This is a genomic window from Micromonospora sp. NPDC093243, from assembly GCF_044753725.1.
GTDB lineage: Bacteria > Actinomycetota > Actinomycetes > Mycobacteriales > Micromonosporaceae > Micromonospora.
The window spans coordinates 624,271-649,211 of the sequence record NZ_JBIVNT010000001.1; the positions used below are offsets into that span (position 1 = coordinate 624,271).

Genomic DNA, 24,941 nt, shown 5'->3' on the forward strand with positions numbered 1-24,941 from the left:
GCGCCGGCACACCTCACGGTTTCCGGGCGAGGCCGGCCCAGTAGTAGGCCGCGTGCGGGTCCGCCGGGATGCCGTCCTCCGGCTGCCAGGCCATCACCGGCACGATGCCCGGCTCGACCAGTTCCCAGCCGTCGAAGAACCGCTCCACCTCGGCCCGGGTCCGCGGCACCAGCGTCATGTGCCCCTGGGTGGCCGCGGCGACCGCGGCGGCCATCTCGGTCGGGTTGAAGTCCTGGGTCGGGTGGGTGATCGCCAGGTAGCTGCCCGACGGCAGCGCCTGCATCAGGGTACGCAGCAGGCCGCCCGGGTCGTCGCTGTCCCGCAGCAGCATCAGCACCGCGATCAGGGTGAGCGCCACCGGCCGGTCCAGGTCGAGCGTCTCGGTGAGCCGGGCGTCGGCCAGGATCTTCTCCGGCTGGCGCAGGTCGGCGTGGATGTACTCGCTGCGCCCCTGCTCGGTGCTGATCATCAACGCCCGGGCGTGCGCCAGCACGATCGGGTCGTTGTCGACGTAGACCACCCGGGTCTCCGGCGCGACCGCCTGGGCGACCTCGTGCAGGTTGGGCCGGGTGGGGATGCCGGTGCCGATGTCGATGAACTGGCGGATGCCCGCCTCACCGACCAGGTAGCGGGCGACCCGGTGGACGAACCCCCGGTTCTCCTTCGCCATGGTGCGCAGCGTGGGGATCGCCTCGATGAGCGCGGCTCCCATCGCCCGGTCGACCGCGAAGTTGTCCTTGCCGCCGAGCCACCAGTCGTAGACCCGCGCCGAGTGCGGCACGGTGCTGTCCACTCCGGACGGCGGGATCTCCTCGGCGTTGGTGTCGGTGCCATGGTGCGACACGATCGTCTCCGTTACCTTCAAAGCGCTCTGACGAGCGTCGGGTAGGTAGTCCCGCCTTGCGGTGGGACGGTCCCGGTCCAAGCCGCCTGGGCGGTGCCGGGTTGACGCTTCACAGCCACCGGCCCGCTACTGCGGGTCTTAAGGTCGGCTCCACGTCCTGCCACCGGGCCACTCCCGGCGGTGTCGATTCTGGCCGCCAACGCGGCCAGGTTGTGCGCGGCGTTGAGGTCACGGTCCAGGACCAGGCCGCACGCCTCGCACGCGTACTCGCGCTCGGAAAGGGCCAGCTTGGCTTTCACCGCACCGCAGCCCGAGCAGGTCTTCGAGGATGGATACCAGCGGTCGGCCACCACAAGCCGCCCACCATTCCACCCTGTCTTGTACGTCAACTGCCGGCGCAGTTCGGCGAACCCGGCGTCGACGATGGAGCGGGCCAGCCGCCGGTTCGCGAGCATCCCGGTAACGTTGAGATCTTCCACCACCACTGTGCCGAACTCGCGGGCGAGATGGGTGGTGAGCTTGTGAAGCCCGTCGCGGCGAAGGTGAGCAACCCGGGCATGCGCGCGACCTAGCCGGGCCTGGGCGCGGTTCCAGCGGTTCGACGGCCGTTGACCGGTCCGGCGGTCCGGGCCGATCCGTCGGGACACACGCCGAGCCAGCATGCGCAGATGCCTCGATGCGGCGCCCAGGTAGCGCGGGTTGGGCACGAGCTCGCCGGTGGACAACACCGCGAGGTGCTTGATCCCGACGTCGACACCAACGGTCGCCGCTGGCCGGGCCGGTACCCGTTCAGCGCGCTCTACCTCCACGCAGAACGCCACAAACCAGCGCCCGCCGTCGCGACGAACGGTCGCGGAAATGATCCGTGCGGTGCCGGCTTCCAGACGGCGGGCCAGTTTTCGGGCGGACTCGTGCAACTTCAGGCGGCCCAGTCGTGGCAACACGACATGCTTGCGGTCCTGCTCAACTCGGATGGCTCCGGTGGTGAAGCGCACGCTCGGCGTCGTCCGACGCCGCGACTTGAACCTCGGAAAGCCGACTCGCCGCCCGGCTCGCGTACCCGACCGGGAGTCGGCCCAGCTCTTCAAGCCGCGGGCGAGGGCGTCCAGTCCGGTGTTGAACGCCTCCTTCGAACACTCGGCCCACCACGGCGCGACCTCACCCTTCGCGACGTTCCACGCCTTACGCAAGGAGGGCAGCGACCACGACACCCACGGCGTCAGCTGATCGTCTGCGACACCGTAGGTACGCTCAGCGGCTCGCTGATCCATGACCGCTCGTACGCGGCCCAAGGACCAGTTATACGCCAAGCGCGCCGCGCCGGCATGTGCGAGAACCGCCCGCTCCTTGGCGGGGGTCAAATCAAGCGCGAACCGGTACGCCTGAATGTTCTTCACGCCAGGCCGTTCTCGATGACGGCTTCCACGGCTTGTCGGGCCCGGTCAGCGACCCCAGGGCGGCCGCATAGGCGCACGCACCGTAGAGCCAACCGACACGCCATCAACGAGTCACCCCTCGATCGGCTGGTATCGACCAACGCAGCCTAGAGGATTTGGCGCCCGGCGGCCGCCCGAGGGCGGGCGCGGGAAGGGTCAATCGCCGCGCTCCGCCCACGCCCGCCCAGACACACGCGGATCAGGCGCGACCGACCTGCGCCGTAAACGGCGCGCGCGCCGGTTCGGCGGCACCGACGATCGCGATCTTCCGGCCGACGCCGGCGCGGAACTGGGCGATCGCCTCGGCGTAGCTCTCCAGCGGGAACCGGTGGCTGATGAACACCTCGGGGTCGAGCAGCCCGCCGGCGAAGAGTTCGCCGGCCCGCTCGAAGCTGTGCAGGACCGCCATCGAGCCGGTCACGGTGATCTCCTGGTTGTAGACCCGGTACGGCTCGATGGTCGCCCGCGTCCGATACTCGGAGACGCCGAACTGGAGGAAGGTCCCGGCCGGGGCCACCCGGTTCAGCCCGTCGTCGATCGCGGCCTGCACGCCGGTGCAGTCGATGACCACGTCCCAGCCACGCGGCCGGGTCAACTCCTGCGCACCGGCGGCGGACGCCGAGCAGCCCAGCCGGACGGCGGTGCCGAGCCGGGTCGGGTTCGGGTCCAGCACACTCACGCTGGCGGCCCCGCAGCGCTTGGCGAGTTCCAGCATCATGAGCCCCATCGTTCCCGCGCCGTAGATCAGGTAGTGGTCGCCGAGCCGCCGGGGCAGCACGTCGAAGCCGCGTACCGCGCAGGAGAGCGGCTCGATCAGCGCCGCGTCGGCCGGCCGCACGCCGTCGGGCAACGGGAAGCAGTTCTTCACCGGGGCCACCGCGAACTCGGCGGCCCCGCCCGGCTCGGTGACGCCGATGGCCGCCCACCGCTCGCAGAGGTTGCCCCGGCCGCGGCGGCACTGGTAGCACTCCCCGCAGTGCAGCGACGGGTCGACGGCGACGGCGTCGCCCACCCGCACCTCGGTGACGTCCCGGCCGGTCGCCACCACCGTGCCGGCGAACTCGTGGCCGGGCACGATGGGGTACGCCGGGGCGAACTCGCCGTCCAGGATGTGCAGGTCGGTGCCGCAGATGCCGCAGCCGGCGACCTGCACCACGACGTCGCGGGGGCCGGGCGCCGGGTCCGGCACGGACTCGATCGAGATCTGACCCGGCGTGACGATGACCGCTGCTTTCACTTGACCGCCCCCATTGAGAGTCCTCGGACGAGTTGTTTCTGGGCGATCCACCCGGCGAGCACGACCGGCAGCGACACCAGCGTCGCCGCCGCGCAGAGCCGGGCCAGGAACAGCCCTTCGGAGGTGATGAAACCGACCAGGAAGATCGGTGAGGTGCCGGCCCGGGTCGCGGTCAGGTTCACCGCGAGGAAGAACTCGTTCCAGCTGAAGATGAAGCAGATCAGCGCGGTGGCCGCCAGCCCCGGCGCCACGATCGGCAGCAGGATCCGGCGGATGGTGACGAGCAGGCTCGCCCCGTCCACGGCGGCCGCCTCGATCAGCGCCGGTGGGACCTCCAGCAGGAAGGAGCGCATCATCCAGACCGCGAGCGGCAGGTTCATCGCCGTGTACAGGACGATCATCGTCCAGACGTTGTCGAGCATGCCGAGCTCCTTGACCAGCAGGTAGACCGGCAGGAGCGCGGCCACCGCCGGCAGCATCTTGGTGCTGATGAAGAAGAAGAGCACGTCGCGCCACTTCGCCACCGGGCGGATCGACAACGCGTACGCCGCCGGAGTGGCCAGCAGCAGCACGAGCAGGGTCGAGAGCAGGCTGGCCATCAGCGAGTTGAGCAGGTAGGGGGTGAGGTCGCGGTCGAAGACCTGCCGGTAGCCGTCGAGCACCGGGGTGAAGAACCAGGACGGCGGGTTGCTCGCCGCGTCCACCTCCCGCTTGAAGCCGGTCAGCACCATCCAGAGCACCGGCAGGAAGAAGAGCAGCCCGGCCAGCCAGGCGACGGCGGTCCAGGCCACGCCGGCCGGAGCGACCCGCCGGTGGCGACGGCCGGGCGGGCGAGCGGGCGTCGCGGCGAGCCGCTCGGGGTCCTCGCGTACGGCGGTCATCGCGCGTCCTCCATCCGGAACAGGCTGGAGATCACCCGCAGCGCGAAGGTCGCGACGACGATCGTGCCGATCACCACCACCACACCGGCGGCTGCCGCCTCGCCGTACTCGAACTTGCGGAAGGTGGTCAGGTAGATCTCGTACGGCAGGTTGGTGGTGGCGGTGCCCGGGCCGCCCTGGGTGATGGTGAAGACCGCGTCGAAGGTCTGCACCAGGTAGATCGACCCGAGCAGGGCGCCGAGCTCCAGGTACGGGCGCAGGTAGGGCAGCGTGATCCGGACGAAGATCTGCCACGGGCCGCCGCCGTCGACCCGGGCCGCCTCCAGGGTCTCCGTCGACTGGCCCTGCAGGCCGGCCAGGATGATCAGCATCATGAACGGCGTCCACTGCCAGACCAGGGTGGCGACGACGGAGAGCATCGGATACTGCGAGGCCCAGTCGGTGCTGCCACCGACGATGCCGTTGATCAGGCCGTACGCCGGGTTGTAGATGGCGTGCTTCCAGAGCAGCGCCGCCGCCATCGGCATCACCAGGAACGGGGTGATGAGCAGGGTCCGCACGATCCCGCGACCGGGGAACCTCCGGTCCAGCAGGATCGCGAGGCCGAGCCCGAGCAGCACCGAGGCGAGCACCGAGCCGGCGGTGAGCACCACCGTGTTGAGCAGGGCCGCGCGCAGCCGGGCGTCGGTGAGCACCTCGCCGTAGTTGGCCAGGCCGACGAAGCCGCGCTCGCCGGGGCGCAGCGCGTTCCAGTCGAGGGTGGACAGGTAGAGGGTGACCAGGAACGGGACCTGGGTCACGATGATCGCGAAGATCAGGGCGGGCAGCAGCGGCGCCCGCCGGCTCCAGCGCTCGGCGGGTCGAGCACGGGCCGGCGCCGCCGTCCGGGCCCGGCGGGTCGGGCCGGCGCCGGTGCTGAGGGTCTGGGTCATCGGTTCACCTCGTTGCTCGGCCGGGGGCGGCGGCGTACGGGCCCACCGCCCCCGGTGGCGGCTACCGGTACTCCTTGGCGACTTCCTCGGCCAACCGCTGGCCGTCGGTCAGCGCCTTCTCCACGGTGGTGCTGCCGGCGATCGCCGCCGAGACCTCCTGCGACACCTTGGTGCCGAGGTCGGCGAACTCCGGTATGCCGACGAACTGCACCCCCAGCGCCGGGCGGGGCTGCACGCCGGGGTTCTTCGGGTCGGCCTCCTGGATCGACTTCAGCGTCAGGTCCGCGAACGCCGCCGCGGACTGCCGGTACTCGGGGATCGCGTAGGTCGACTGCCGCTTTCCGGCCGGCACCCGGGACCAGCCGAGCGAGGAGCCGACCAGTCGCTCGTAGTCCTTGCCGGTGGCCCAGGAGATGAACCGCCAGGCGGCGTCGGCGTTCTTGGTGGTCTTCGGCATCGCCAGCGCCCAGGCCCAGAGCCAGCCGGACGAGGCGGTCTTGTTGACCGGCGCGTAGACGTAGCCGACCTCGCCGGCCACGGTGCTGGCCGAGGCGTCCTCCAGCGTGCCGGCGGCCGAGGTGGCGTCGTACCACATCGCGGCCTTGCCCTGCCCGAAGGTGTTCAGGCACTCGGTGAAGCCGGCCTGCGGCGCCCCCGGCGCGCCGTGCGCGCGGACCAGGTCCACGTAGAAGCGGGTGGCCTCGACGAACTCCGGCGCGTCGACCCGCGGGGTCCAGCTCTGGTCGAACCAGGTGCCGCCGAAGGTGTTGACGACCGTGGTGAGCGGGGCGAACAGCTCGCCCCAGCCGGGCAGCCCCCGCAGGCAGATGCCGGCGACGCCGGCCTTGTCGTCGTCGAGCCGCGCCGCGAACTGCGCGACCTGCTGCCAGGTCGGCCGCTCCGGCATGGTCAGGCCCTTGGCGGCGAAGAGCTCCTTGTTGTACATGAGGAACGACGACTCCCCGTAGAACGGGGCGGCGTAGAGCTTGCCGTCCTCACCGGAGAGCGAGGTGACCATCGGCGGGAGCAGGTCGGCCTTGTCGTAGCCGGCGTCCGCGTCGGCGTACGAGCTGAGTTCGTGCAGCCAACCGTTCTTCGACCAGATCGGCGCCTCGTACGCGCCGATCGTCGCCACGTCGTACTGGCCGCCCTGGGTGGCGACGTCCTGGGTGACCTTGTCGCGCAGCTCGTTCTCCGGCAGGATCGTGAACCGCACCGTGATGCCGGTCTGCTTGGTGAAGTTGTCGGCGGTGACCTTGGCGAGGTCCTCCATCTGCGGGTTGCCCACCATCAGGACGGTGATGGTCTTGGCGTCGTCGCCGCCGGAGGAGCCACCGCCGGCTCCGGAGCAGGCGGTCGAGGCGAGCAGAGCCGCGACGGCGAGGGCCAGTGGGGGTCGCCAGCGGTGCGCAGTCCGTGTTCCGGGCACAGCAAACCTCCAGGATCGGGTCGGTGGGGACGTGTGGGTGCGGTCGGTCGGGCGGTCAGACGCGTTGGACCACGGGACCGAGCAGTGAGTAGCGGTGCGCCTCGGACGCCGGCAGCGCGGCGTCGGTGACGATCGTGTCGACGTCGGTGACGTCGGCGAAGCGGCAGAAGCTGCTGGCGCCGAACTTGGTGTGCACACCCGCGAAGACCACCCGCCGCGACACCGCCACCACCTGCGCCTTGACGGCGGCGACGGCGGGATCCGGCGTGGTCAGGCCGTGTTCGCGGGAGATGCCGTTGGCGCCGACGAACGCCAGGTCGAGCACGAAGCCGGCGAGCATCTCGATCGCCCAGTGGTCGACCGTGGCGCGGGTCCGGCCCCGGACCCGGCCACCCAGCAGCAGGACGGTGGTCGTCGGTGACGCGGCGAGCATCGCCGCGGTGTCCAGCGACGCGGTGACGACGGTCAGCGCCCGCTCGGCCGGCAGCGCCTCCGCGATCAACTGCGGGGTGTAACCCTCGTCGATGAAGATCGACTCGGCGTCACCGAGGAGTTGCGCCGCGGCCGCGGCGATCCGGCGCTTCTCCGTCACCAGCCGGGTGGTCCGCGTGTCGAGGGTCGTCTCGAACCGCGCGGTCTCCACCGGATAGGCGCCGCCATGGGTACGCCGCACCAGGCCCTGCTGTTCGAGCCGATGCAGGTCGCGCCGCACGGTCTCGGCCGCGACGACCAGTTCGGCGGCGAGTTTGCGTACGTCGACGACGCCCTGGTCACGGGCGAGGGCGAGGATGCGTTGCCGGCGCTCCGAGGCGTTCATCGCTCACCTCCCGCTCATCGGTGTCTATTGTTTTAACACCGTTACGGGGGTGTGACGACCAGCACATCACGTCGATCCCGGAGGGTTACTGCCCGCTTCGCGCAACGGGCCATCCGCAGGGAACGCGCCAGATCCGGTGATAGCTGGCAAATGTCCTGCCCGTTTGGGCGACCGTGCTGCCCGGCTCGTGCCCGTCCTCCCTCCGCGGGGCAGGACGGGCACCGCGGATGACGGGCACCGCACCGGGGCGGCGGACACTACCCGGCGGCGAGAATCGCCTGCGCGGTCGCGGCGGGCGCGTCGATCTGCACGTAGTGGCGGGCGCCCGGGATCAGTTGAAGGTCCGCGCGGGGGAACACCCGCGCCAGCGCCCGGGCTACGCGGGGGTTGAGGTAGCGGTCCTCGGCGCCGAAGACCACCCGTACCGGCCGGTCGAACCGGCGCACGTCCGCGAGCCGGCGACGTCGCGCCCAGATCGTGCCGAGCAGGTCGTCGTTCAGCCGGCAGAAGGCCGGTTCGGCGGGGACGAACTGCTGGTACAGGGCGGGCACCACGGCCCTGCGCCGATCCGGGTCCGCCATGAACCGGCTCACCTGCCAGGTGTACAGACGCCGGTCGAGGCTGCGCCAGCGGCCGACGGCCCGGCGGGTCGCACGCCGTAGCAGCGGCGTGGAGAACAGCGCGATCGCCGGCGGTCGCCGCAGGCCGACCACGGGATGGTAGTAGGTGTTGAGCAGCACGAGCGCCGCCACCCGGTGCGGGTGCATGAGCGCCCAGTCGATCGCGGGAGGGCCGGACGCGTCGTGCGCGACCAGGACCACCGACCGCAGATCCAGCTGATCGATCACGGCGGCGATGTCGCCGGTCTGGTTCTCCGCCGTGTACGGGTAGCCGCGCGGCTTGTCGGAGCGTCCCCAACCGAGGAAGTCGAACCGCACCACGGCGCGACCCCGCAGGTGGGGCAGGAGGTCGTCGTAGAGGTGCAGGTTGTCGGGGAAGCCGTGCAGGAGAACGATCGGCGTGCCGGAGCCCGACGTGACCTCGGCATGGATCCGTTGCCCCGCACGGGGGACCCATCTCGTCGCGGCCCCGTCAGGTTGGGTGATCGCCATCGTCTCCCCCCAGCGGCTACCGTCCGTCGAGTCCGAGTCTCCCCGGTCGCCGCGACCCAGGTGGATGATTGCCCCGTCCCGGCCGCCACCAGCGCCGAACCCCGCCGAAACTGTCACGCCGCCCGACGCGGATCCGGGACGGTGTCGCCCGCTGGCAGGATGGGTGGGTGGACCTCGAATCCGGTGCCGGGCTGCTGCACCGTCTGACGTCGTACCTGCCGGACCGCGAGTGGGACGCGCCCGTCGACGACCCACGGGTGCGTCACGACCTCGTCCCGAACGATCCCGGTACGCTGCCGCCGCCGATGAAGGGCTATCCGGCCGGGCCGCCCGTCCTTGAGCTGCCGCGCGGGCTGCCCGACCCGGGCGTGCCCGCCACCGCCGTGCTCGCCGGTGCCGCGTCCCCCGCCCACGTCCTCGACGCCGCACAGCTCGGCCGGGTGCTCTTCCTCGGCGCCGGGGTGGTCCGCACCGCCGAGCGCAACGGACGCCCGGTCCTCTACCGCGCTTCCGGCTCGGCGGGCGCCCGCTTCCCGCTCGAGGTCTACGCGAGTACCCGTGGCGTCGCCGGCGTCCCTGACGGCGTGCACTGGTACGACCCGGCTCGGCACGCCCTGGTCCAGGTCGGACCCGCCGCCGACGGGGCGGCGACCACCCTCGTCGTGACCGGCGTGCCGTGGCGGACCGGGTGGCGCTACGCCGAACGCGGCTGGCGGCACCTCTACTGGGACGCCGGCACGCTGCTGTCCCAGCTCGCCGCGGCCGCCGCGAGCGCCGGCATCCCACCCCGACTGCGTTCGCTCTTTCCGGACGCCCCGGTGCGCCGGCTCGTCGGCGCGGACGGGGTGCACGAGTTCCCTCTCGCGCTGCTCACCCTGGGCGATGGCGACCCGGCGATCGGGCCGGCCGGGCCGGCGCTCCCGGGTGAGCTGCCGCCGGTCGAGTTTCCGCTCTGCACCGCCGCCCAGCGCGCCGGCGAGCGGAACGAGCTGGGCGCACCCTGGCCGGACGGCGACCCGCTGCCGGACGTCGCGCCGTCGGGCTCACTCGACGAGGTCATCCGCCGGCGGGGTTCGCAGCGGCGGATGAACCGCTCCGGCACGCTGTCGCGCCGGCAGTTGGAGTGGCCGCTCGCCGCCGCGCTGCGCGGGGTGGCGGTGCCGCACTGGGTCGCCGTGCACGGCGTCGACGACACCGCGCCCGGCCTCTACCGGTGGCCCGACCTGTCGCGTCCGCTGCGCGCCGGGAACCTGCGCGGCGAACTGCTGCGGGTCTGCCTGGACCAGTCGCTCGCCGGCGACGCGGCGTACGTCGTCATCGCGGCAACTCCGCTCGCCGCGCTCGACGACCGGAGCTACCGCGACGCCCAGTTGGCGGCCGGGCTGGTGGAGGGACGGCTGCACCTGGCCGCGTACGCCCTGGGCGCCAGCGCGTCCGGGATGACCTTCGTCGACTCGGCGGTTCCCGCCCTGCTGGGCGAGCCCGACGACCTCGCGACGCTGCTCTTCACCTGCGTGGGCGTCCCGGAGTATGCGTCGCGGGCCGGCGGCGCGCCGGGCGCCCCGGTCGCGGTGCGGCCGGTCATCCCCCGGCTGGGCGCCTCCTGACCGGGGCCCTCAGTGCCCGAGCCGCTGGCGGGCCAGGAACTTCGGCACGACCATCCGCCACGCCTCGGTCACCAGCTCGGTCATGTAGTCGTGGTCGAGCCGCGCGGTGTGGCAGCAGACCCAGTGGAAGCGCAGGTCGGAGGCGCGGGGCAGGAAGAACAGCTCCGGCTCACCGGCGATCAGGGCGTCGCGCTCATCCTTCGGGTAGCCGAAGCCCATCGTCGCCTCGTCGCGGCTGAAGGCGACGTAGACGATCGCTCCGACCCGGAACTTCACCCGGTCGTGGACGAGGTGCTCGGTGCTGCGGGGCAGCGTCCGGGCAAGGGCCCGGACGTCGGCGACGGCCACCATGTGACGACCGTAGCGGCCGGCGCCGACAATTCCGCGGACCGACGACGACTACCGCTCCCCCACCGCCGTCGCGGCCGCCAGGCCCAGGCCGTCGACGGCCGCCGCGACGAGCTCGTCCGCGCCGAGCGCGACGTCGAGGACGAGCACCGACTCGTCCGGCTCGGCCCGCTCCAGCGTGGCGAGCTGCGACTCGAGCAGGCTCGCCGGCATGTAGTGCCCCGCGCGGCGGGACATCCGGTCCCGGATGACCTCCGCCGAGCCGTCCAGGTGCACGAACTCCACCGACGGCGGGCCCTGCCGGAGCACGTCGCGGTACGAGCGCCGCAACGCCGAGCAGGCCAGCACCGTCGACCGGCCCTCCGCGCCGCGCTCGGCCATCCAGGCGGCCAGGTCGCGCAGCCACGGCCAACGGGCGGCGTCGTCGAGCGGTACGCCGGAGCGCATCCGGGCCACGTTGGCCGCGGAGTGGAACTCGTCCGCCTCGGCGAACATCAGCCCGGTCGCCTCGCTGATCCCGCGCGCCACCGTGGTCTTGCCGGCGCCGGAGACGCCCATCACCACGACGTGCCGGGTCGGCTGCCCGTCGCCGCGCTCACCAGTCATGGACCGTCCCGTCCTTGAGCCGGTTGAACGGCAGGTAGGCCGGCACGTAGGGGAACCGCGCCGCGGCCTCCTCGTCGAGTTCCACCCCGAGCCCCGGCTGGTCGCCGGGGTGCAGGTAGCCGTCGGTGAAGGTGAACGACTGCCGGAACACCTCGTTCGCCAGCGGGCTGTGCTTCATGTACTCCTGGATGCCGAAGTTGTGGATGGCCAGGTCCAGGTGCAGCGCCGCGGCCATGCCCACCGGCGAGATGTCGGTGGGGCCGTGGATGCCGGACTTGATCTGGTACTGGGCGGCGAAGTCGAGCAGCTTGCGCATGGCGGTGATGCCGCCGGTGTGGGTCACCGCGGACCGCACGTAGTCGATCAGCTGCTCCCGGATCAGCGTCTGGTAGTCCCAGACGGTGTTGAAGACCTCGCCGATCGCCAGCGGGGTGGTGGTGTGCTGGCGGACCAGCCGCAGCGCCTCCTGGTTCTCCGCCGGGGTGCAGTCCTCCAGCCAGAACAGGTCGTACGGTTCGAGCGCCTTGCCCAGCTTGGCGGCCTGGATCGGGGTCATCCGGTGGTGACCGTCGTGCAGCAGCGGCAGCTCCGGGCCGAACTCGTTGCGCACCGCCTCGAAGACGTCGGGCAGGTGGCGCAGGTACGCCCGGGTGTCCCAGTCCTCCTCGGCGGGCAGCGGGATGCGCTGCGCCGGCTCGTAGTCGTAGCGCTTGCCGTCGGCGCTGGGCTGGGCGGCCACCCCGTAGACGGCGTTGATGCCCGGCACCGAGGTCTGCACGCGGATCGACCGGAAGCCCTCGTCCAGGTGCTGGCGGATCGAGTCGAACAGCTCCGGGATGTCCCGACCCGACGCGTGGCCGTACGCCATGATGCCGGTGCGCGACGCGCCGCCCAGCAGCTGGTACAGCGGCATGCCGGCGGCCTTGGCCTTGATGTCCCAGAGCGCGACGTCGACCGCGGCGATCGCGGCCATGGTGACCGGCCCGCGCCGCCAGTACGCCGAGCGGTAGAGGAACTGCCAGGTGTCCTCGATGCGGTGCGGGTCCCGCCCGATCAGCAGCGCGGCGACGTGGTCGCGCAGGTAGGAGGCGACGGAGAGCTCGCGACCGTTGAGGGTGGCGTCACCCAGGCCGGTGAGTCCCTCGTCGGTGGTGATCTTCAGGGTGACGAAGTTGCGGTCGGGGCTGGACACGATGACGTCCGCTGCGACGATTTTCACGGGGTGCCTTTCATCATTACCGGTGCGCGGGCTGGCTAGCGCAGGACGCTGCCCGCTTCGTGGCCGTCGAGAAGGGACAGTTCGGCGCGGCGCGGCAGCCCTTCGCAGTCGCCGCGGGTGGAGACGGCGAAGGCGCCGAGGGCGGCGGCGCGGCGCAGCCGACCGGCCAGGTCGAGTCCGTCGAACAGGCCGGAGAGGTAGCCGGCGGTGAACGCGTCGCCCGCGCCCACGGTGTCGACGGGGGTCACCGCCAACACCCCGACGCTCTCGACCCCGGCCGGGGTGTGCGCTCGGGCGCCGTCACCGCCCAGCTTGACCAGGACGGTCTGCACGCCCCGCCGCAACAGGCCCGCCACGGTCGCCGCCTCGTCGGCCCCCGGGTCGCCGACCAGATCCAGCTCGTCGGCGGAGGCGACGACGATCGAGGCGTACCCGGCCAGCGGGGTGAGCACCTCGCGGGCGGCGTCCCGGGACCAGAGCCGGGCGCGGTAGTTGACGTCGAGACAGACCGGGATCCCCGCCTCGGCGGCGGTCTCGGCCGCCCAGCGGGTGGCCGCGCGGGCGGTCTCGGACAGCGCCGGGGTGATGCCGGTCAGGTGCAGCATCCGCGCGCCCGCCGCCAGCGACGTCCGCAGGTCATCGACGCGCAGCGCCGAGCCGGCCGACCCGGCCCGGTGGTACTGCACCCGGGTCAGGTCGGCGGTGCGCTGCTCCAGGAACATCAGACCGGTCGGGCGGTCGGCGTCGCGGGCCACCGCGCCGACGTCGACACCCTCGGCCCGCAGCTGCCGCAGCAGGAACTCGCCCAGCTCGTCGGTGCTCACCCGGCCGACCCAGGCGGCCCGGTGACCCAGCCGGGCCAGCCCCACCGCCACGTTGGACTCGGCGCCGGCCAGGTGCATCCGCAGCGCGCCGCCGGCGGCGAGCGGTCCGGCCGCGCGCAGCGACACCATGGACTCGCCGAAGGTGAGCAGATCCGGCGTGCTCATGCGGGCACCGGCTCTGCCAGGGCGGCGAGGTAGGTGCGCGCCCGCGCCCGCAGGGCCGTCAGGTCGCCGCCGGAGGCCGCGTCGCCGACCAGCGGACCGCCGACACCGACCGCGATCGCGCCGGCCCGCAGATAGCCGGGCACGTCGGCCAGGCCGACCCCGCCGACCGCGACGAACGGGATGTCCGGGAACGGGTCGCGCACCGCCTTCAGGTACGCCGGACCACCGACCGACGCCGGGAACAGCTTGATCGCCGACGCACCCAACCGCATCGCGGTGTACGCCTCCGTCGGGGTGAGCGCCCCGGCGGCGACCGGAAGACCGCGGCGGGCGGCCTCGGCGATCGACTCGACGACGGCGGGGGTCACCACGAACTGCGCGCCCGCGGCGGCCACGTCGGCGACGTCGGCGGTGGTGAGCACCGTGCCGGCGCCGACCAGCGACCCGGCGGGCGCGGCGGCGCGCAGCGCCTCGACGGCGCGCGCCGCCCCCGGCGTGGTGAGGGCGACCTCCACGATGCGTACGCCCTCGTCGAGCAGGGCGGTGCCCGCGGCGATCGCGGCGTCGGCGTCGGTGCCGCGGATGACCGCGAGGATTCGGGTCGCGGTCAGCTCCGCGACGAGGTCGAGGGGCATCTGTCTCACCATTCCGCGTAGGAGCCGTCGAGGTGCCGCCAGGTCGGACTGCGCCAGGCGTGCCCGCGCTTGTCCGCCGTCCGTACCGCGTGTTCGTCGATCTCGATGCCGAGGCCGGGCGCGGTGAGCCGAGACACGTACCCGTCGACGAAGGTCAGCGGCGTCTTGTCGAGGCAGTAGTCGAGCACCTCGGCGCCCTGGTTGTAGTGGATGCCGATGCTCTGTTCCTGGATCAGGAAGTTCGGCGTGGCGAAGCCGACCTGGAGGCAGGCGGCGAGGGCGATCGGCCCGAGCGGGCAGTGCGGGGCGAGCTGCACGTCGTACACCTCGGCCAGCGTGGCGATCTTGCGGACCTCGGTGATGCCGCCGGCGTGCGACAGGTCCGGCTGGGCCACGGCGATGCCGGCCTGCAACACGGGCAGGAACTCCTGCCGGTTGTAGAGCCGCTCCCCCGTCGACACCGGCGTGCTGGTGGCACGGACGAACTCCCCGATCAGGTGCGAGTTCTCCGGCACCACCGGCTCCTCGAGGAAGAAGGGCCGGTACGGCTCCAGGAGCGGGGCGATCCGGCGCGCGCTGGCGAGGGTGAACCGCCCGTGGAAGTCGACAGCGACGTCCCGGTCGTCGCCGAGCACCTCCCGGGCGGCTGCCACCCGCTGGACCACGGCATCGATCTCGGCGACCGACGCGACCGCGCTCATCCGCCCGGAGGCGTTCATCTTCACCGCGGTCAGGCCCGCCTCGACCTGTGCGCTGATCTGGTCGCGGACCTCGGCGGGCTCGTCGCCGCCGACCCAGCCGTAGACCCGGATCCGGTCGCGGACCGGGCCGCCGAGCAGTTGGTGCACGGGCGCGCCGAAGTGCTTGCCGGCGATGTCCCACAGCGCCTGGTCCAGCCCGGCGACCGCGCTGGACAGGATCGGGCCGCCCCGGTAGAAGGAGCCCTTCGTCATCACCTGCCAGTGGTCCTCGATGCGCAGCGCGTCCCGCCCGACGAGCAACTCGCTGAGCTGCTCCACGGCGGTGCGTACGGTCTCGGACCGGCCCTCGCAGGTCGCCTCGCCCCAGCCGACGATGCCCGAGGACGTCTCGATCCGGACGAACAGCCAGCGCGGTGCGACGAGGAACGTCTCCACCTTCGCGATCGTGGTCATGGCGCGTCAGCCCTTCGTGGCGCCGGCGGTGAGGCCGGAGACGACGTACTTCTGCACGAACAGGGCGATCACCATGATCGGCAGGGTGACCACGGTGGCCGCGGCCATCAGGCCGCCCCAGTCGATGCTGGCGTAGCCGACGAAGTCGAAGATCGCCACCGGCAGCGTCTTCGTGTCGGCGCCGGCGAGCACCAGGGCGAACATGAAGTTGTTCCAGGAGAAGATGAAGGAGAGGATGCCCGCGGTGGCCACGCCCGGCACCGACAGCGGCAGGGTGATCCGCCGGAACGCGCCGATGTGGGTCAGCCCGTCGACGAGCGCGGCCTCCTCCAGCTCGGTCGGCAGGCCGTCGAAGTAGCCCATCATGATGTAGACGATCAGCGGCAGCGACACGAACATGTGGCTCAGGATCAGCACGCTGAACCCGCCGACCAGCTTCAGGTTCGAGAAGACGTAGTACCAGGGCACCAGCAGCGAGACGCCCGGAATCACCCGGGCCATCAGCACGACGAGCGCGGACTTCTTCATGTTGAACCGGCTCATCGAGTACGCGGCGGGCACCCCGAGGATGAGCGAGAGCACGGTGGCCGCGAACGCCACCCAGAGGCTGTTGCCGATGAACTGGACGTAGTTGGCCTGCTGGAGCACCGTGTCGTAGTTCTTCAGGGTGGGCGAGAAGACGAACGCCTTGGCGGTGTCGTAGATGTCCACGTTGGTCTTGAACGACGCGGTGATCATCCAGAGCAGCGGCGCCATCAGCGCGAACACCACGAGGGTGAGGGCCACCGCCCGGAACGCCTGGTACGGCCTGCTCGGCTTCATCGCTCCAGCCCCTTCTTGCGGTACGTCAGGGCCCACATCACCCCGATGATGATCAGGAAGAAGATGATGAGGACGGTCGACGAGACGCCGTAGTCGTTGTAGTCGAAGCTGAGGCCGTAGGCGTACACGTTGAGGGTCTCCACCTCGTGGAAGGACCCACCGCCGCGGCCCTTGGTCGCGTAGAGGATGTCGAAGGTCTTCAGCGCGTCGATGCCCCGCAGCAGGATCGCGACGATCACGGTGGGCATCAGCAGCGGCAGGGTGACGTGCCGGAACCGCTGCCAGGTGCTGGCGCCGTCGATGCGGGCCGCCTCCTGGGGCTCGTCCGACAGCGAGGTGAGCCCGGCGAGCAGGATCAGCACGACCATCGGGGTCCACTGCCAGATGTCGATGAACATCGTCGTGGGCAGGGCCGAGTGCTGGCCCGAGAGCCAGGGCTGGGGGCCGATCCCGATCCAGCCGAGCAGCTGGTTCGCCATCCCGATGTTGGGGTCGAAGATCAGGCGCCACATCATGCCGACCGCGACCGGGGTGGCCACCAGCGGCAGCAGGATCGCGACGCGGACCCACTTCTCACCACGGAACGGCCGCCACAGCAGCAGGGCGATCGCCATGCCGAGGACGACCTCGAAGAGCAGGACGACGCCGGTGAAGGCGATCGTCCGCAACACCGCCGGCCAGAACCGGTCGGTGTCGGTGAGCACGTCGAGGTAGTTCTGGAACCCGATGAACTCGCTCTCGGCGCGTACCGAGCCCTCGGCGTCGGTGAGGCTGAGGTATCCGGTCCACGCCACCGGGAAGATGATCAGGACAGCGACGAACGCCATGGCGGGTGCCGCGAAGAGCCACTTGCGATGCTCGTTGGCCCAGCGCGACCAGGCCGAGTCCCTGGAGGGCGCCGGGGAGGCCTCGGGTGATCTGGTGAGGGGTGTGCTGACGGCTGACATGGAGATCTCCGGGTTCGGGGGTCAGGTCCCGGCGGGGCGGCGGCGCCGGTCGGCGCCGCCGCTCAACGCTCGGGTTACTTCGCCTCGTCGTCGAGGAACTTCTGGAACGCCTCGTTGGCCGCGTCCGCGGAGGCGGCCGCGTCCTTGCCGGTGATCGCGTCGACGATCGGCTGCCCGACGATCTCGCGCGCCTCGGCCACCTTCACCACCAGCGGGCGGTCGTGCCCGACGCCGTTGGCGGTGCTGGCCGTGTTGGCCTCGGCGAGGTCCTTCGGCAACGTGGAGGTGCTCTCCGGGTTCGCCCAGACGGAGGTGCGGGCACCGGGGACGCCGGCCTTCTGCTGCGCCAGCGACTGCTCCTTGCCGGCCGCCCACTGGATGAACTTCCAGGCGTTGTCCTTGTTCTCCGAGCCGTCGTTGACGCCGAGCGCCCACGAGGGGATGTTGTACGGCTTGGAACCGGCCGGGCCGGCCGGGAAGGCGGTGAAGCCCACGGTGTCGACGACCTTGGACTTGGCCGGGTCGGTGGCGTTCTTGTAGAGCGAGTTGGCCTCGGTGTAGAACGCCGCCTTGCCCTGGGTGAAGATCGCCATCGCCTCCGACCAGCTCATGTCGGTGCTGATGTTCTCCGGGCCGTGGTCGCGCAGCAGCCCGCCGTAGTAGGCGTACGCCTGCTTGGCCTGCTCGGTGTTGACCGTGGCCTTGCCGCTGCCGTCGACGAAGTCGCCGCCGAAGCTGTAGAGGAAGCTGGAGAACTGCGTGACGGCGGCCGCCTTGCCGGTGCGGGCGACGAAGCCGGCGACGCCCGGGTTGTCGGCCTCGACCTTCGCGGCCTGCGCCTTGAGCTCGTCGAGGGTCTTCGGCGGGGCGGTGAAGCCGGACTTCTGCAGCAGGTCCTTGCGGTAGTAGAGGACCTCCTGCTCGGTGATGATCGGCACCCCGACCACCTTGTCCTCATAGGTGGTGGCCTGCACCGGCCCGGCCTGGAAGTCGCTGAACTCGAACGCGCTGTCCGACTTGGCCTTCTCGCTCAGGTCGGCGAGGTACTTGTTCTTGGCGAACAGCTTCCCCTCCTGCAGCGGCCGGTACATCATCACGTCGATGTCGCTGGACCCGGCGTTCAGCTTGACGTTGTACTGGTCGGAGAGCTGGTCCTCGCCGAGCTGGGTGACTTCGACCTTAAGGCCCGACTGCTGCTCGAACTCCGGCAGGGCCTTCTTGATGTTCTCCGTCCAGACGTGGTTCACCAGCGTCACGCGAAGAGTCTTCGACCCCTCGCCGCCGTCCCCACCGCCACCGCAGGCGGACAGGCCCATGGCGGCGACCACGGCCAGAGAAGTGCCGATTATCGATCGACGTCGCACGCTTGTCTCTCCTTCAGTCGTGGTCGCTGCCCCGTCGAGAGGCGCTACCTCGGTGTTACATCCGCTTAACGTCGGGATGCTAGGCCGAAAAAGCCGACTTATTCAAGGAGTTGATCTAACTGATATGATCCTTGGCGTGGAACGGTCCTCCTTAGGGGTTGCAGCCGCTCAGACCACCCCTGTGGAGGCCGGGCTGCACGCACGCGTGCTCGACCACCTCGGCACCGCCATCTGCGCAGGTGAGCTGGCGCCCGGCGCGGTGCTCAACATCGACGAGCTGGTCGAGCGCTACGCCGTGTCCCGCTCGGTCGTCCGCGAGGTGCTGCGGGTGCTGGCCTCGATCGGGTTCATCGAGACCCGGCGTCGGGTGGGGGTGATGATCCGGCCGGCGAGCGCCTGGAACGTCTTCGACCCGCAGGTGATCCGCTGGCGGCTCGCCTCGGCCGGCCGGATGGCGCAGCTCAGGTCGATCACCGAGCTGCGCACCGCCGTCGAGCCGCACGCGGCCCAACTGGCCGCCGGTCGGGCCGGTCACGACGAGGCGAGCGACCTCGTCGGGCTCGCGGCGAAGATGTGGGCGGCCGGAAAGGCCGGTGACGAGGAGCGCTTCCTGGATCTCGACATCGAGTTCCATCGCCGGGTGCTGCTCGCCTCCGGCAACGAGATGTTCCTGCGGTTGCAGGAACTCGTCGCCGAGGTGCTCACCGGGCGGCACAAGCACCACCTCATGCCGCACCATCCGCACGAGCAGGCCCTCCAGCTGCACGCGGACGTCGCCCAGGCGATCCAGCGGCACGACGGTGAGCGCGCCCGGCAGGCGATGGTGCAGCTGATGGAGCAGGCGTTCGACGAGATGCGGTCGTTGTGGGAGCAGGCCGGCGAGCCCGAGCGGGGCTAGCCGGTCAGTGCGGCATGTGCAGCCCGGCGGCGACGGCGCCGCGCTGGTCGACGTAGCCGGCGATGCGCCGGATGATCGAGGCGTACCGGGCGCGCAGCCAGGCCGGCGAGGTCGGTGCGGCGGCCGCGGCGCTCAGGTCGACCACCCGGGCCAGCGGCCGGTACTCCATCCAGGTCGGCGCCACCGTCACGTCGGTGACCGTCCACCGGCCGGCCGCGGTGCGGGTGAAGGTGAACTGGGGGACGACCGAGTCCTGGGTCTTCTCCGGCGAGCCGTCGGCGAACCGGGTCGTCAGGTTGCCCATGCCGTAGGCGACCCACTTGCCGGCCACCTTCTCGAACGGCTGCACCACGTGCACGTGGTGCCCGACGATCAGGTCGATCTCGGGCGTGGAGAGCAGTTGGTGCGCGAGGTCCGCCTGGTCGCCGGTCGGCTCGTGCTGGTACTCGGTGCCCCAGTGCAGTGACAGGATGACGATCTCCGCGCCGGCGGCGCGCGCCCGCCGGGCCTCGGCCAGGATGGCGTCGGCGTCGATCGCGTTCGCCGCCCACGGCCGTCCGGCCGGCAGTGGGATCTGGTTGAAGCTCTCCGTGTACGACAGGTGGGCGACCTTCACCCCGGCGACGTCCAGGACGTTGGGGCGCCGGGCCTCCGCGGCGCTGCGGGCCGTGCCGCTGTGCCGCAGCCCCACCCGGTCCAGGTTCTCCAGGGTACGGGCGATGCCGTCGACGCCGGTGTCCAGCGAGTGGTTGGACGCGGTGGAGCAGGTGTCGAAGCCGGCCCAGGCCGCCGCGTCGGCCAGCTCCGGCGGCACGCTGAAGTCCGGCCAGCCGGTGAACGGGCCGCCCGGTTCGGCCAGCGGCGTCTCCATGTGACAGATGCCCAGGTCGGCGGCGCTCACCCGGGCCCGGACCGCGGCCAGCACCTGGGTGAAGTCGTGGCCGTCGCGGCCGGCCCGCCGGGCGTCCGCGGCGGCCTGCTCGCTCAGCGCCGGATGCACCAGCAGGTCGCCGGCCGCGACCACGGTGAGGGTCGTGCGCGGCGTCGGAGCGGTGGCGCTGCTGGGCGTGCCGGCGGGCGCGGTGGTCGGCTCCGGCCCCGGCTCGGGCGTGGTGCAGCCCGTTGCCAGGACGGCGATCAACAGCACCACCCCGGCCCGCTTTCGTCTCATAACAGCACATAATGGCCGATCCGCCGGACGCCACGGCCGGAACGCCGAAAGTGCCAGCGCCCGCCCCAGCGAGGCATGGCCGAGGACAGCGTCGCGGCCCGGCTGCGCGGCCGACACACCTGCCGGCCGCGCGGCCGGCCGTGATCGCCGGCGAGCTACGCCTACGCCGCCTCGGCACGTCGCCAGGGCGGCAACGCGGCGTTGGTGACCGCGCGCAACAGCCACTCGACCGGGCCGTAGTGGTGCCGCCGCATCCACCAGGCGCTGGCGAGGACCTGCGCGGCGAAGACGGCGGCTGCGATCAGAACGGCGGTCAGTGGTGACACGCGCCCTACCAGGCCGAAGCCCCAGCCGGTGAAGATGATCGCGCAGATCAGGGACTGGCCGAGATAGTTCGACAGGGCCATCCGGCCGGCCGGGACCAACGCCCGGGCGAGCCAGCCGCCCGCCCGGGTGGGAAAGATCCGGTAGAGGGTCGCGACGTACGCGGCGGCGAGCAGCGGCGCCGTCACGACGGTGACGGCCAGCGCGACCGGATTCAGGTCGGTGGTGCCTCCGGTGCTGGCGAAGAGCACCGCGCCGGCCAGGCCGACGGGGTAGCCAACCCAGCACAGCACCCGCCAGAGCCGGGTGTGCCGGTCGCCGTTGGCCAGGATGCCACGCTTGCCGGCGGCGAGCCCGACCAGGAACGCGGCGAGGGCGACGGGCGCCTGCAACGACGCCAGTCCCAGCAGCATCTGCGGCATCGACCGCAGGTGCTCGGCGATCACACCCGCCGGGCTGCCGGCCAGGGCCTCGGTCGACTCTCGACCTTCGGTGAGGGCGACGGCCGGGTCCGTGGCCAGGCTCGCGCCGGTGAGGGCCGCCCCGGCCATTTGCAGGGCGACCAGGCCGATGAGGACACCGGCCCAGATCAGCGCGGTGCGGGCGCGGATCCGGCGGGCGGCGAGCAGGACCAGGCCGAGCAGTGCGTAGGTGGTCAGGATGTCGCCGTGGAAGAACAGCAGGGCGTGCCCGGCGCCGAGCAGGAACAGGCCCGCGAGTCGCCGCAGGAAGCGAGGGACGAACGCGACCTCGCGTCGGCGGGCGGATTCCAGCTGCAGCGTGAAGCTGTAACCGAACAGGAACGAGAAGAGCAGGTAGAACTTCAGCTCGAAGAGCAGCGCCACCGTGGCGCGCACCGCCTCGTCGACTGTGGACGCGAAGGCCGGATCGTCGATGCCGTGCCATGGATAGGCGGTGGCGAAGAAGGCGATGTTGACCACGAGGATGCCGAACAGGGCGAAGCCCCGCAGGGCGTCGACGTCGCGCAGCCGAGCGGGCGTGGGGGGCGCGGGTTCCTCCGTGCTCTGGGCCGGAAGCTGGTGCGTCGGGCTCGTCATGACGGTCACTCTAATGAGGATCTATACATCCGTCTATGACGTTTGTATAAGACGCTCGTCTTATACAACTCTTCGCGCCCGGGTAGGGTGGCCCGGTGGGACATCGAGAGCAGCTTCTCGCCGGTGCCAAGCGCTGCCTGTACGAGCGCGGCTACGCCCGCACGACGGCGCGCGACATCGTGGCCGCCTCCGGCACCAACCTGGCCTCCATCGGCTACCACTTCGGTTCGAAGGAGACGCTGCTGACCGCCGCCATGATCGAGGCGATGAACGAGTGGGGCGCGACGTTGCAGCAGCGCCTGGCGGTCGACGAGAAGCTGCCCCCGCTGGATCGGCTCAGCAGCGTGTGCGACCAGGTCATCGGCTCCATCACTGACGATCGGGCGCTCTGGGCGGCCAGCGTGGACGTGTTCACCCAGACCGATCACCAACCGGATCTGCGCGCCCGGATCGCCGCCGCCTACGAGGCGGCCCGGCCGTGGTTCGGCGAGATGATGGGCGCCGCGGCGGAGGATCCCTCGCCACAGCAACAGGACGCGACGCGCGCCGTGGGATCGCTGATCCTCATCCTGATCAGCGGGCTCACCGTGCAGTGGCTGCTCGACCCGGAGCACGCCCCGTCCGGGGCCGATCTGGCCTCGGCCCTGCGCGCCCTGGCCGAGCCTGGCCGCTGAGCGCGCACACCCTTTCCGTTCAGTGATCAACGCACTACGGTGAGCGTGGCGTGCGTGCCACCGGACGGGGGTGCCCAGTGCAGGAATTCGACTACGTGGTGGTCGGTGCCGGCTCGGCCGGGTGCGTGCTGGCCAACCGGCTGACCGAGGATCCGGGCACCCGCGTGCTGCTGATCGAGGCCGGCGGCTGGCACAGCAGCCCCTTCGTCCGCATACCCAAGGGCTTCAGCCGGCTGATGGACGACCGCCGCACCGCCTGGCACTACCCCGCCGAGGTGGGGCCGGCGCAGCAGGAGGTCTGGCAACGTGGCCGGCTGATCGGCGGGTCCAGCTCCATCAACGGGATGGTGTACGGCCGGGGCGACCGGCTCGACTACGACTCGCTGGAGCGCCTCGGCAACCCCGGCTGGGGCTGGCAGACCATGCTGCCGATCTTCAAGCGGCTGGAGGACAACCCGTTCGGCGCGTCCGAAATGCGCGGCGCCGGCGGCCCACTGCGGCTCTCCAGCGCCACCGGCACGGACGAGCTCTGCGAGGAGACGATCGCCGCCGGGGTGGAGCTGGGCTGGCGCCGGGTCGACGACCTGAACGCCGACGACGGCGAGCGGATCGGCTACGTCATGGCGACCATCCGCGACGGACGCCGGAGCAGCGCGGCCGAGGCGTTCCTGCACCCGGTCCGCGACCGGCCGAACCTGACCGTCGCGGTGCGCACCGTGGTGCTCCGGGTGCTCGTCGAGGACGGCCGGGCGGTCGGCGTACGTGCCCGCCGCGACGGGCAGACGGTCGACTACGCGGCCGCCGCCGAGGTCGTCCTCGCCGCCGGCGCGCTCGCCACACCCCAGTTGTTGCAGGTCTCCGGCATCGGCCCGGCCGACACGCTGCGCGAGGCCGGTGTCCCGGTGCTGCTCGACCGACCCCGGGTGGGCGTCGGCCTGCGGGAACACCGGCCCATGCCGGCGCAGTTCCGGCTGGCCGCACGCGGTGGCTACAACCCGCAGCTCAGCAGCGCGCTCGGGCAGGGGCGGGCCGCGCTGCGCTACCTGTTCACCCGCCGGGGGCCGCTCGCCCTGCCGGTGCACGACGTCGGGGCGTACTTCCGGTCCGGTCCCGACGCCGAGCATCCGGACGCGCAGCTGTTGATGGCGCCCTTCTCGGCCGCCCCGCGACGCCCCGGTCAGGCGCTGGAGCTGGAGCGTGAGTCGGGGCTGATGGGGCTGGTCACGGTGACCCGGCCGGAGAGCGAAGGCAGCCTGGCCATCACCTCGGCCGACCCGGAGCGTCCACCGCGGATCGTGGCCAACTACTTCAGCGCCCCGTACGACCGTCGGGTCGCGGTCGCCGCCTTCCGGCGGATGCGGGAGCTCTTCGCCACCGGCCCGATCGCGAAGCGGATCACCGCTGAGACGCTGCCCGGCCCCGCGGTACAGGACGACGACGACATCATCGACGCCGGGCTGGCGCTGGGCTACTGCGGCTACCACGCGGTGGGCACCTGCGCGATGGGGCCCGGCGACGAGTCCGTGGTCGACCCGCAGCTGCGGCTACGCGGCGTGGACGGGCTGCGCATCGCCGACGCGTCCGTACTGCCGGTCCTGGTCTCCGGCTATCTCAACGCCCCGGTGATGGCGGTGGCGTGGCGCGCCGCCGACCTGATCCGCGCCGGCCGTTGAGCCGTCCGGCGCGCCGCCTGTCGCTACCCGGACAGGAAGACTGCCGACCGGGCCGGTTATACCGAGGCCAGCCGGGCCGCCACTATGGACGGATGGCTGGTCGGTGGCTGTCCCGAGCGGGCGCCATCATCACGAGGGGATCGACCATGCATCCGACAGCTGCGACGAGGCGGCTCCGCCGCCTGCTCGTGGTCGTGCTCGTCCTGGGTACGACCGTTCTGTTTCCGGCCACGGCCGGGGCGACGGTGGTGGCCGGCGGCGGCCGGCCCCAGATCGCGCAGGCGACCGGCTGGACGCCGGTGCCGGGCCAGGCACAGGCCCGTTCCCGCCCGGGCACCGCGGTGTACGGGGGCGACCTGCACGTGTTCGCCCGTGGCGCGGGTGGCACCGTGCGGACCAACCGGTACACCCTGACCACCGGCGAGTGGTCCGGCTGGTCCACCGTGCCGGGATCGGCCGGCGCCCGGTCCGCACCGGCAACCGCCGTCTACGGCGGCGACCTCTGGATCTTCGTCCAGGGCGCCGCCGGTAACCTGCGCGCCACCCGCTACACCCTGACCACCGACCAGTGGTCCGGCTGGTCCACCGTGCCAGGATCGGCCGGCGCCCGCTCCGCACCGGCAACCGCCGTCTACGGCGGCGACCTCTGGATCTTCGCCCGGGGCAGCGCCGGTAACCTGCGCGCCACCCGCTACACCCTGACCACCGACCAGTGGTCCGGCTGGTCCACCGTGCCAGGATCGGCCGGCGCCCGCTCCGCACCG

General features: G+C 71.7%; 24 protein-coding genes. 5 read left to right on the forward strand and 19 right to left on the reverse strand.

Annotated elements, in window-relative coordinates; all coding sequences use genetic code 11:
* Positions 1 to 13 precede the first annotated feature (13 nt).
* The 8 genes from ACIP9D_RS02890 to ACIP9D_RS02925 form a co-directional block, all read right to left on the reverse strand.
* Positions 14 to 808 carry an SAM-dependent methyltransferase gene (locus ACIP9D_RS02890; RefSeq protein WP_350871123.1) on the reverse strand — a complete coding sequence of 265 codons (795 nt, stop codon included), beginning with the start codon at positions 806 to 808 and terminating at the stop codon, positions 14 to 16.
* Between the two features lie 53 nt (positions 809 to 861).
* A complete protein-coding gene (gene tnpB, locus ACIP9D_RS02895; protein ID WP_350870324.1) occupies positions 862 to 2,241 on the reverse strand; it encodes an IS607 family element RNA-guided endonuclease TnpB in 1,380 nt (459 codons plus the stop codon).
* Between the two features lie 238 nt (positions 2,242 to 2,479).
* Positions 2,480 to 3,517: a zinc-dependent alcohol dehydrogenase family protein gene (locus tag ACIP9D_RS02900; protein WP_350870326.1), complete on the reverse strand. Its 1,038-nt coding sequence runs from the start codon at positions 3,515 to 3,517 to the stop codon at positions 2,480 to 2,482.
* The gene (locus ACIP9D_RS02905) at positions 3,514 to 4,398 is read right to left on the reverse strand and encodes a carbohydrate ABC transporter permease (protein WP_350870328.1); all 885 of its coding nucleotides are present in this window, start codon (positions 4,396 to 4,398) and stop codon (positions 3,514 to 3,516) included. Before ACIP9D_RS02905 ends, ACIP9D_RS02900 begins: the two co-directional genes overlap by 4 nt.
* Positions 4,395 to 5,330: a sugar ABC transporter permease gene (locus tag ACIP9D_RS02910; protein WP_350870330.1), complete on the reverse strand. Its 936-nt coding sequence runs from the start codon at positions 5,328 to 5,330 to the stop codon at positions 4,395 to 4,397. Before ACIP9D_RS02910 ends, ACIP9D_RS02905 begins: the two co-directional genes overlap by 4 nt.
* Positions 5,331 to 5,391: 61 nt before the next feature.
* Positions 5,392 to 6,759: a sugar ABC transporter substrate-binding protein gene (locus ACIP9D_RS02915; RefSeq protein WP_350870333.1), complete on the reverse strand. Its 1,368-nt coding sequence runs from the start codon at positions 6,757 to 6,759 to the stop codon at positions 5,392 to 5,394.
* A gap of 55 nt (positions 6,760 to 6,814) precedes the next feature.
* On the reverse strand, positions 6,815 to 7,576 hold the full coding sequence (locus ACIP9D_RS02920) for a DeoR/GlpR family DNA-binding transcription regulator (RefSeq protein WP_350870335.1): 762 nt from the start codon (positions 7,574 to 7,576) through the stop codon (positions 6,815 to 6,817).
* Positions 7,577 to 7,833: 257 nt separating this feature from the next.
* Positions 7,834 to 8,688: an alpha/beta hydrolase gene (locus ACIP9D_RS02925; RefSeq protein WP_350870337.1), complete on the reverse strand. Its 855-nt coding sequence runs from the start codon at positions 8,686 to 8,688 to the stop codon at positions 7,834 to 7,836.
* A 167-nt stretch (positions 8,689 to 8,855) separates the two neighbouring features.
* Between ACIP9D_RS02925 and ACIP9D_RS02930 the strand changes: the two genes are divergently transcribed.
* Complete coding sequence (locus ACIP9D_RS02930; protein ID WP_350870339.1) at positions 8,856 to 10,295, forward strand: hypothetical protein; 1,440 nt, start codon at positions 8,856 to 8,858, stop codon at positions 10,293 to 10,295.
* Between the two features lie 9 nt (positions 10,296 to 10,304).
* On the opposite strand, the gene ACIP9D_RS02935 is transcribed toward ACIP9D_RS02930, so the two are convergent.
* From ACIP9D_RS02935 to ACIP9D_RS02975, 9 genes are all read right to left on the reverse strand, one after another.
* Positions 10,305 to 10,646, reverse strand: a complete 342-nt coding sequence (locus tag ACIP9D_RS02935) for an MmcQ/YjbR family DNA-binding protein (protein WP_350870341.1) — start codon at positions 10,644 to 10,646, stop codon at positions 10,305 to 10,307.
* A gap of 48 nt (positions 10,647 to 10,694) precedes the next feature.
* Complete coding sequence (locus ACIP9D_RS02940; RefSeq protein WP_350870342.1) at positions 10,695 to 11,249, reverse strand: gluconokinase; 555 nt, start codon at positions 11,247 to 11,249, stop codon at positions 10,695 to 10,697.
* Complete coding sequence (manD, locus tag ACIP9D_RS02945) at positions 11,239 to 12,468, reverse strand: D-mannonate dehydratase ManD (RefSeq protein WP_350870344.1); 1,230 nt, start codon at positions 12,466 to 12,468, stop codon at positions 11,239 to 11,241. Before manD ends, ACIP9D_RS02940 begins: the two co-directional genes overlap by 11 nt.
* 35 nt (positions 12,469 to 12,503) lie before the next feature.
* Entirely contained in the window at positions 12,504 to 13,457 is a 954-nt protein-coding gene (locus ACIP9D_RS02950; protein WP_350870346.1) for a sugar kinase, read from the reverse strand.
* Positions 13,454 to 14,092, reverse strand: coding sequence for a bifunctional 4-hydroxy-2-oxoglutarate aldolase/2-dehydro-3-deoxy-phosphogluconate aldolase (locus tag ACIP9D_RS02955; RefSeq protein WP_350870347.1), 639 nt, complete (start codon positions 14,090 to 14,092; stop codon positions 13,454 to 13,456). The genes ACIP9D_RS02950 and ACIP9D_RS02955 overlap by 4 nt, the downstream gene beginning before the upstream one ends.
* Before the next feature lie 5 nt (positions 14,093 to 14,097).
* Complete coding sequence (dgoD, locus tag ACIP9D_RS02960; protein WP_350870349.1) at positions 14,098 to 15,246, reverse strand: galactonate dehydratase; 1,149 nt, start codon at positions 15,244 to 15,246, stop codon at positions 14,098 to 14,100.
* 6 nt (positions 15,247 to 15,252) lie between these two features.
* The gene (locus tag ACIP9D_RS02965) at positions 15,253 to 16,068 is read right to left on the reverse strand and encodes a carbohydrate ABC transporter permease (protein ID WP_350870351.1); all 816 of its coding nucleotides are present in this window, start codon (positions 16,066 to 16,068) and stop codon (positions 15,253 to 15,255) included.
* A complete protein-coding gene (locus ACIP9D_RS02970; protein WP_350870353.1) occupies positions 16,065 to 17,015 on the reverse strand; it encodes a sugar ABC transporter permease in 951 nt (316 codons plus the stop codon). The genes ACIP9D_RS02965 and ACIP9D_RS02970 overlap by 4 nt, the downstream gene beginning before the upstream one ends.
* Positions 17,016 to 17,089: 74 nt before the next feature.
* On the reverse strand, positions 17,090 to 18,271 hold the full coding sequence (locus ACIP9D_RS02975; protein ID WP_350870354.1) for a sugar ABC transporter substrate-binding protein: 1,182 nt from the start codon (positions 18,269 to 18,271) through the stop codon (positions 17,090 to 17,092).
* Positions 18,272 to 18,515: 244 nt separating this feature from the next.
* On the opposite strand from ACIP9D_RS02975, the gene ACIP9D_RS02980 reads away from it, so the two are divergent.
* A complete protein-coding gene (locus tag ACIP9D_RS02980) occupies positions 18,516 to 19,277 on the forward strand; it encodes an FCD domain-containing protein (RefSeq protein ID WP_350870356.1) in 762 nt (253 codons plus the stop codon).
* Positions 19,278 to 19,281: 4 nt separating this feature from the next.
* Here ACIP9D_RS02980 and ACIP9D_RS02985 read toward each other — a convergent pair whose 3' ends face one another.
* Both ACIP9D_RS02985 and ACIP9D_RS02990 read right to left on the reverse strand, forming a co-directional pair.
* Positions 19,282 to 20,448, reverse strand: coding sequence for a CapA family protein (locus ACIP9D_RS02985; RefSeq protein ID WP_350870358.1), 1,167 nt, complete (start codon positions 20,446 to 20,448; stop codon positions 19,282 to 19,284).
* Between the two features lie 161 nt (positions 20,449 to 20,609).
* A complete protein-coding gene (locus ACIP9D_RS02990; RefSeq protein ID WP_350870360.1) occupies positions 20,610 to 21,830 on the reverse strand; it encodes a DUF418 domain-containing protein in 1,221 nt (406 codons plus the stop codon).
* Positions 21,831 to 21,925: 95 nt separating this feature from the next.
* Here ACIP9D_RS02990 and ACIP9D_RS02995 point away from each other — a divergent pair, with 95 nt between their 5' ends.
* From ACIP9D_RS02995 to ACIP9D_RS03005, 3 genes are all read left to right on the forward strand, one after another.
* The gene (locus ACIP9D_RS02995) at positions 21,926 to 22,504 is read left to right on the forward strand and encodes a TetR/AcrR family transcriptional regulator (protein ID WP_350870361.1); all 579 of its coding nucleotides are present in this window, start codon (positions 21,926 to 21,928) and stop codon (positions 22,502 to 22,504) included.
* 77 nt (positions 22,505 to 22,581) lie between these two features.
* Complete coding sequence (locus ACIP9D_RS03000; RefSeq protein ID WP_350870363.1) at positions 22,582 to 24,177, forward strand: GMC family oxidoreductase N-terminal domain-containing protein; 1,596 nt, start codon at positions 22,582 to 22,584, stop codon at positions 24,175 to 24,177.
* Between the two features lie 146 nt (positions 24,178 to 24,323).
* A partial coding sequence (locus tag ACIP9D_RS03005) for a hypothetical protein (protein WP_400449218.1) occupies positions 24,324 to 24,941 on the forward strand: 618 nt, incomplete at its 3' end.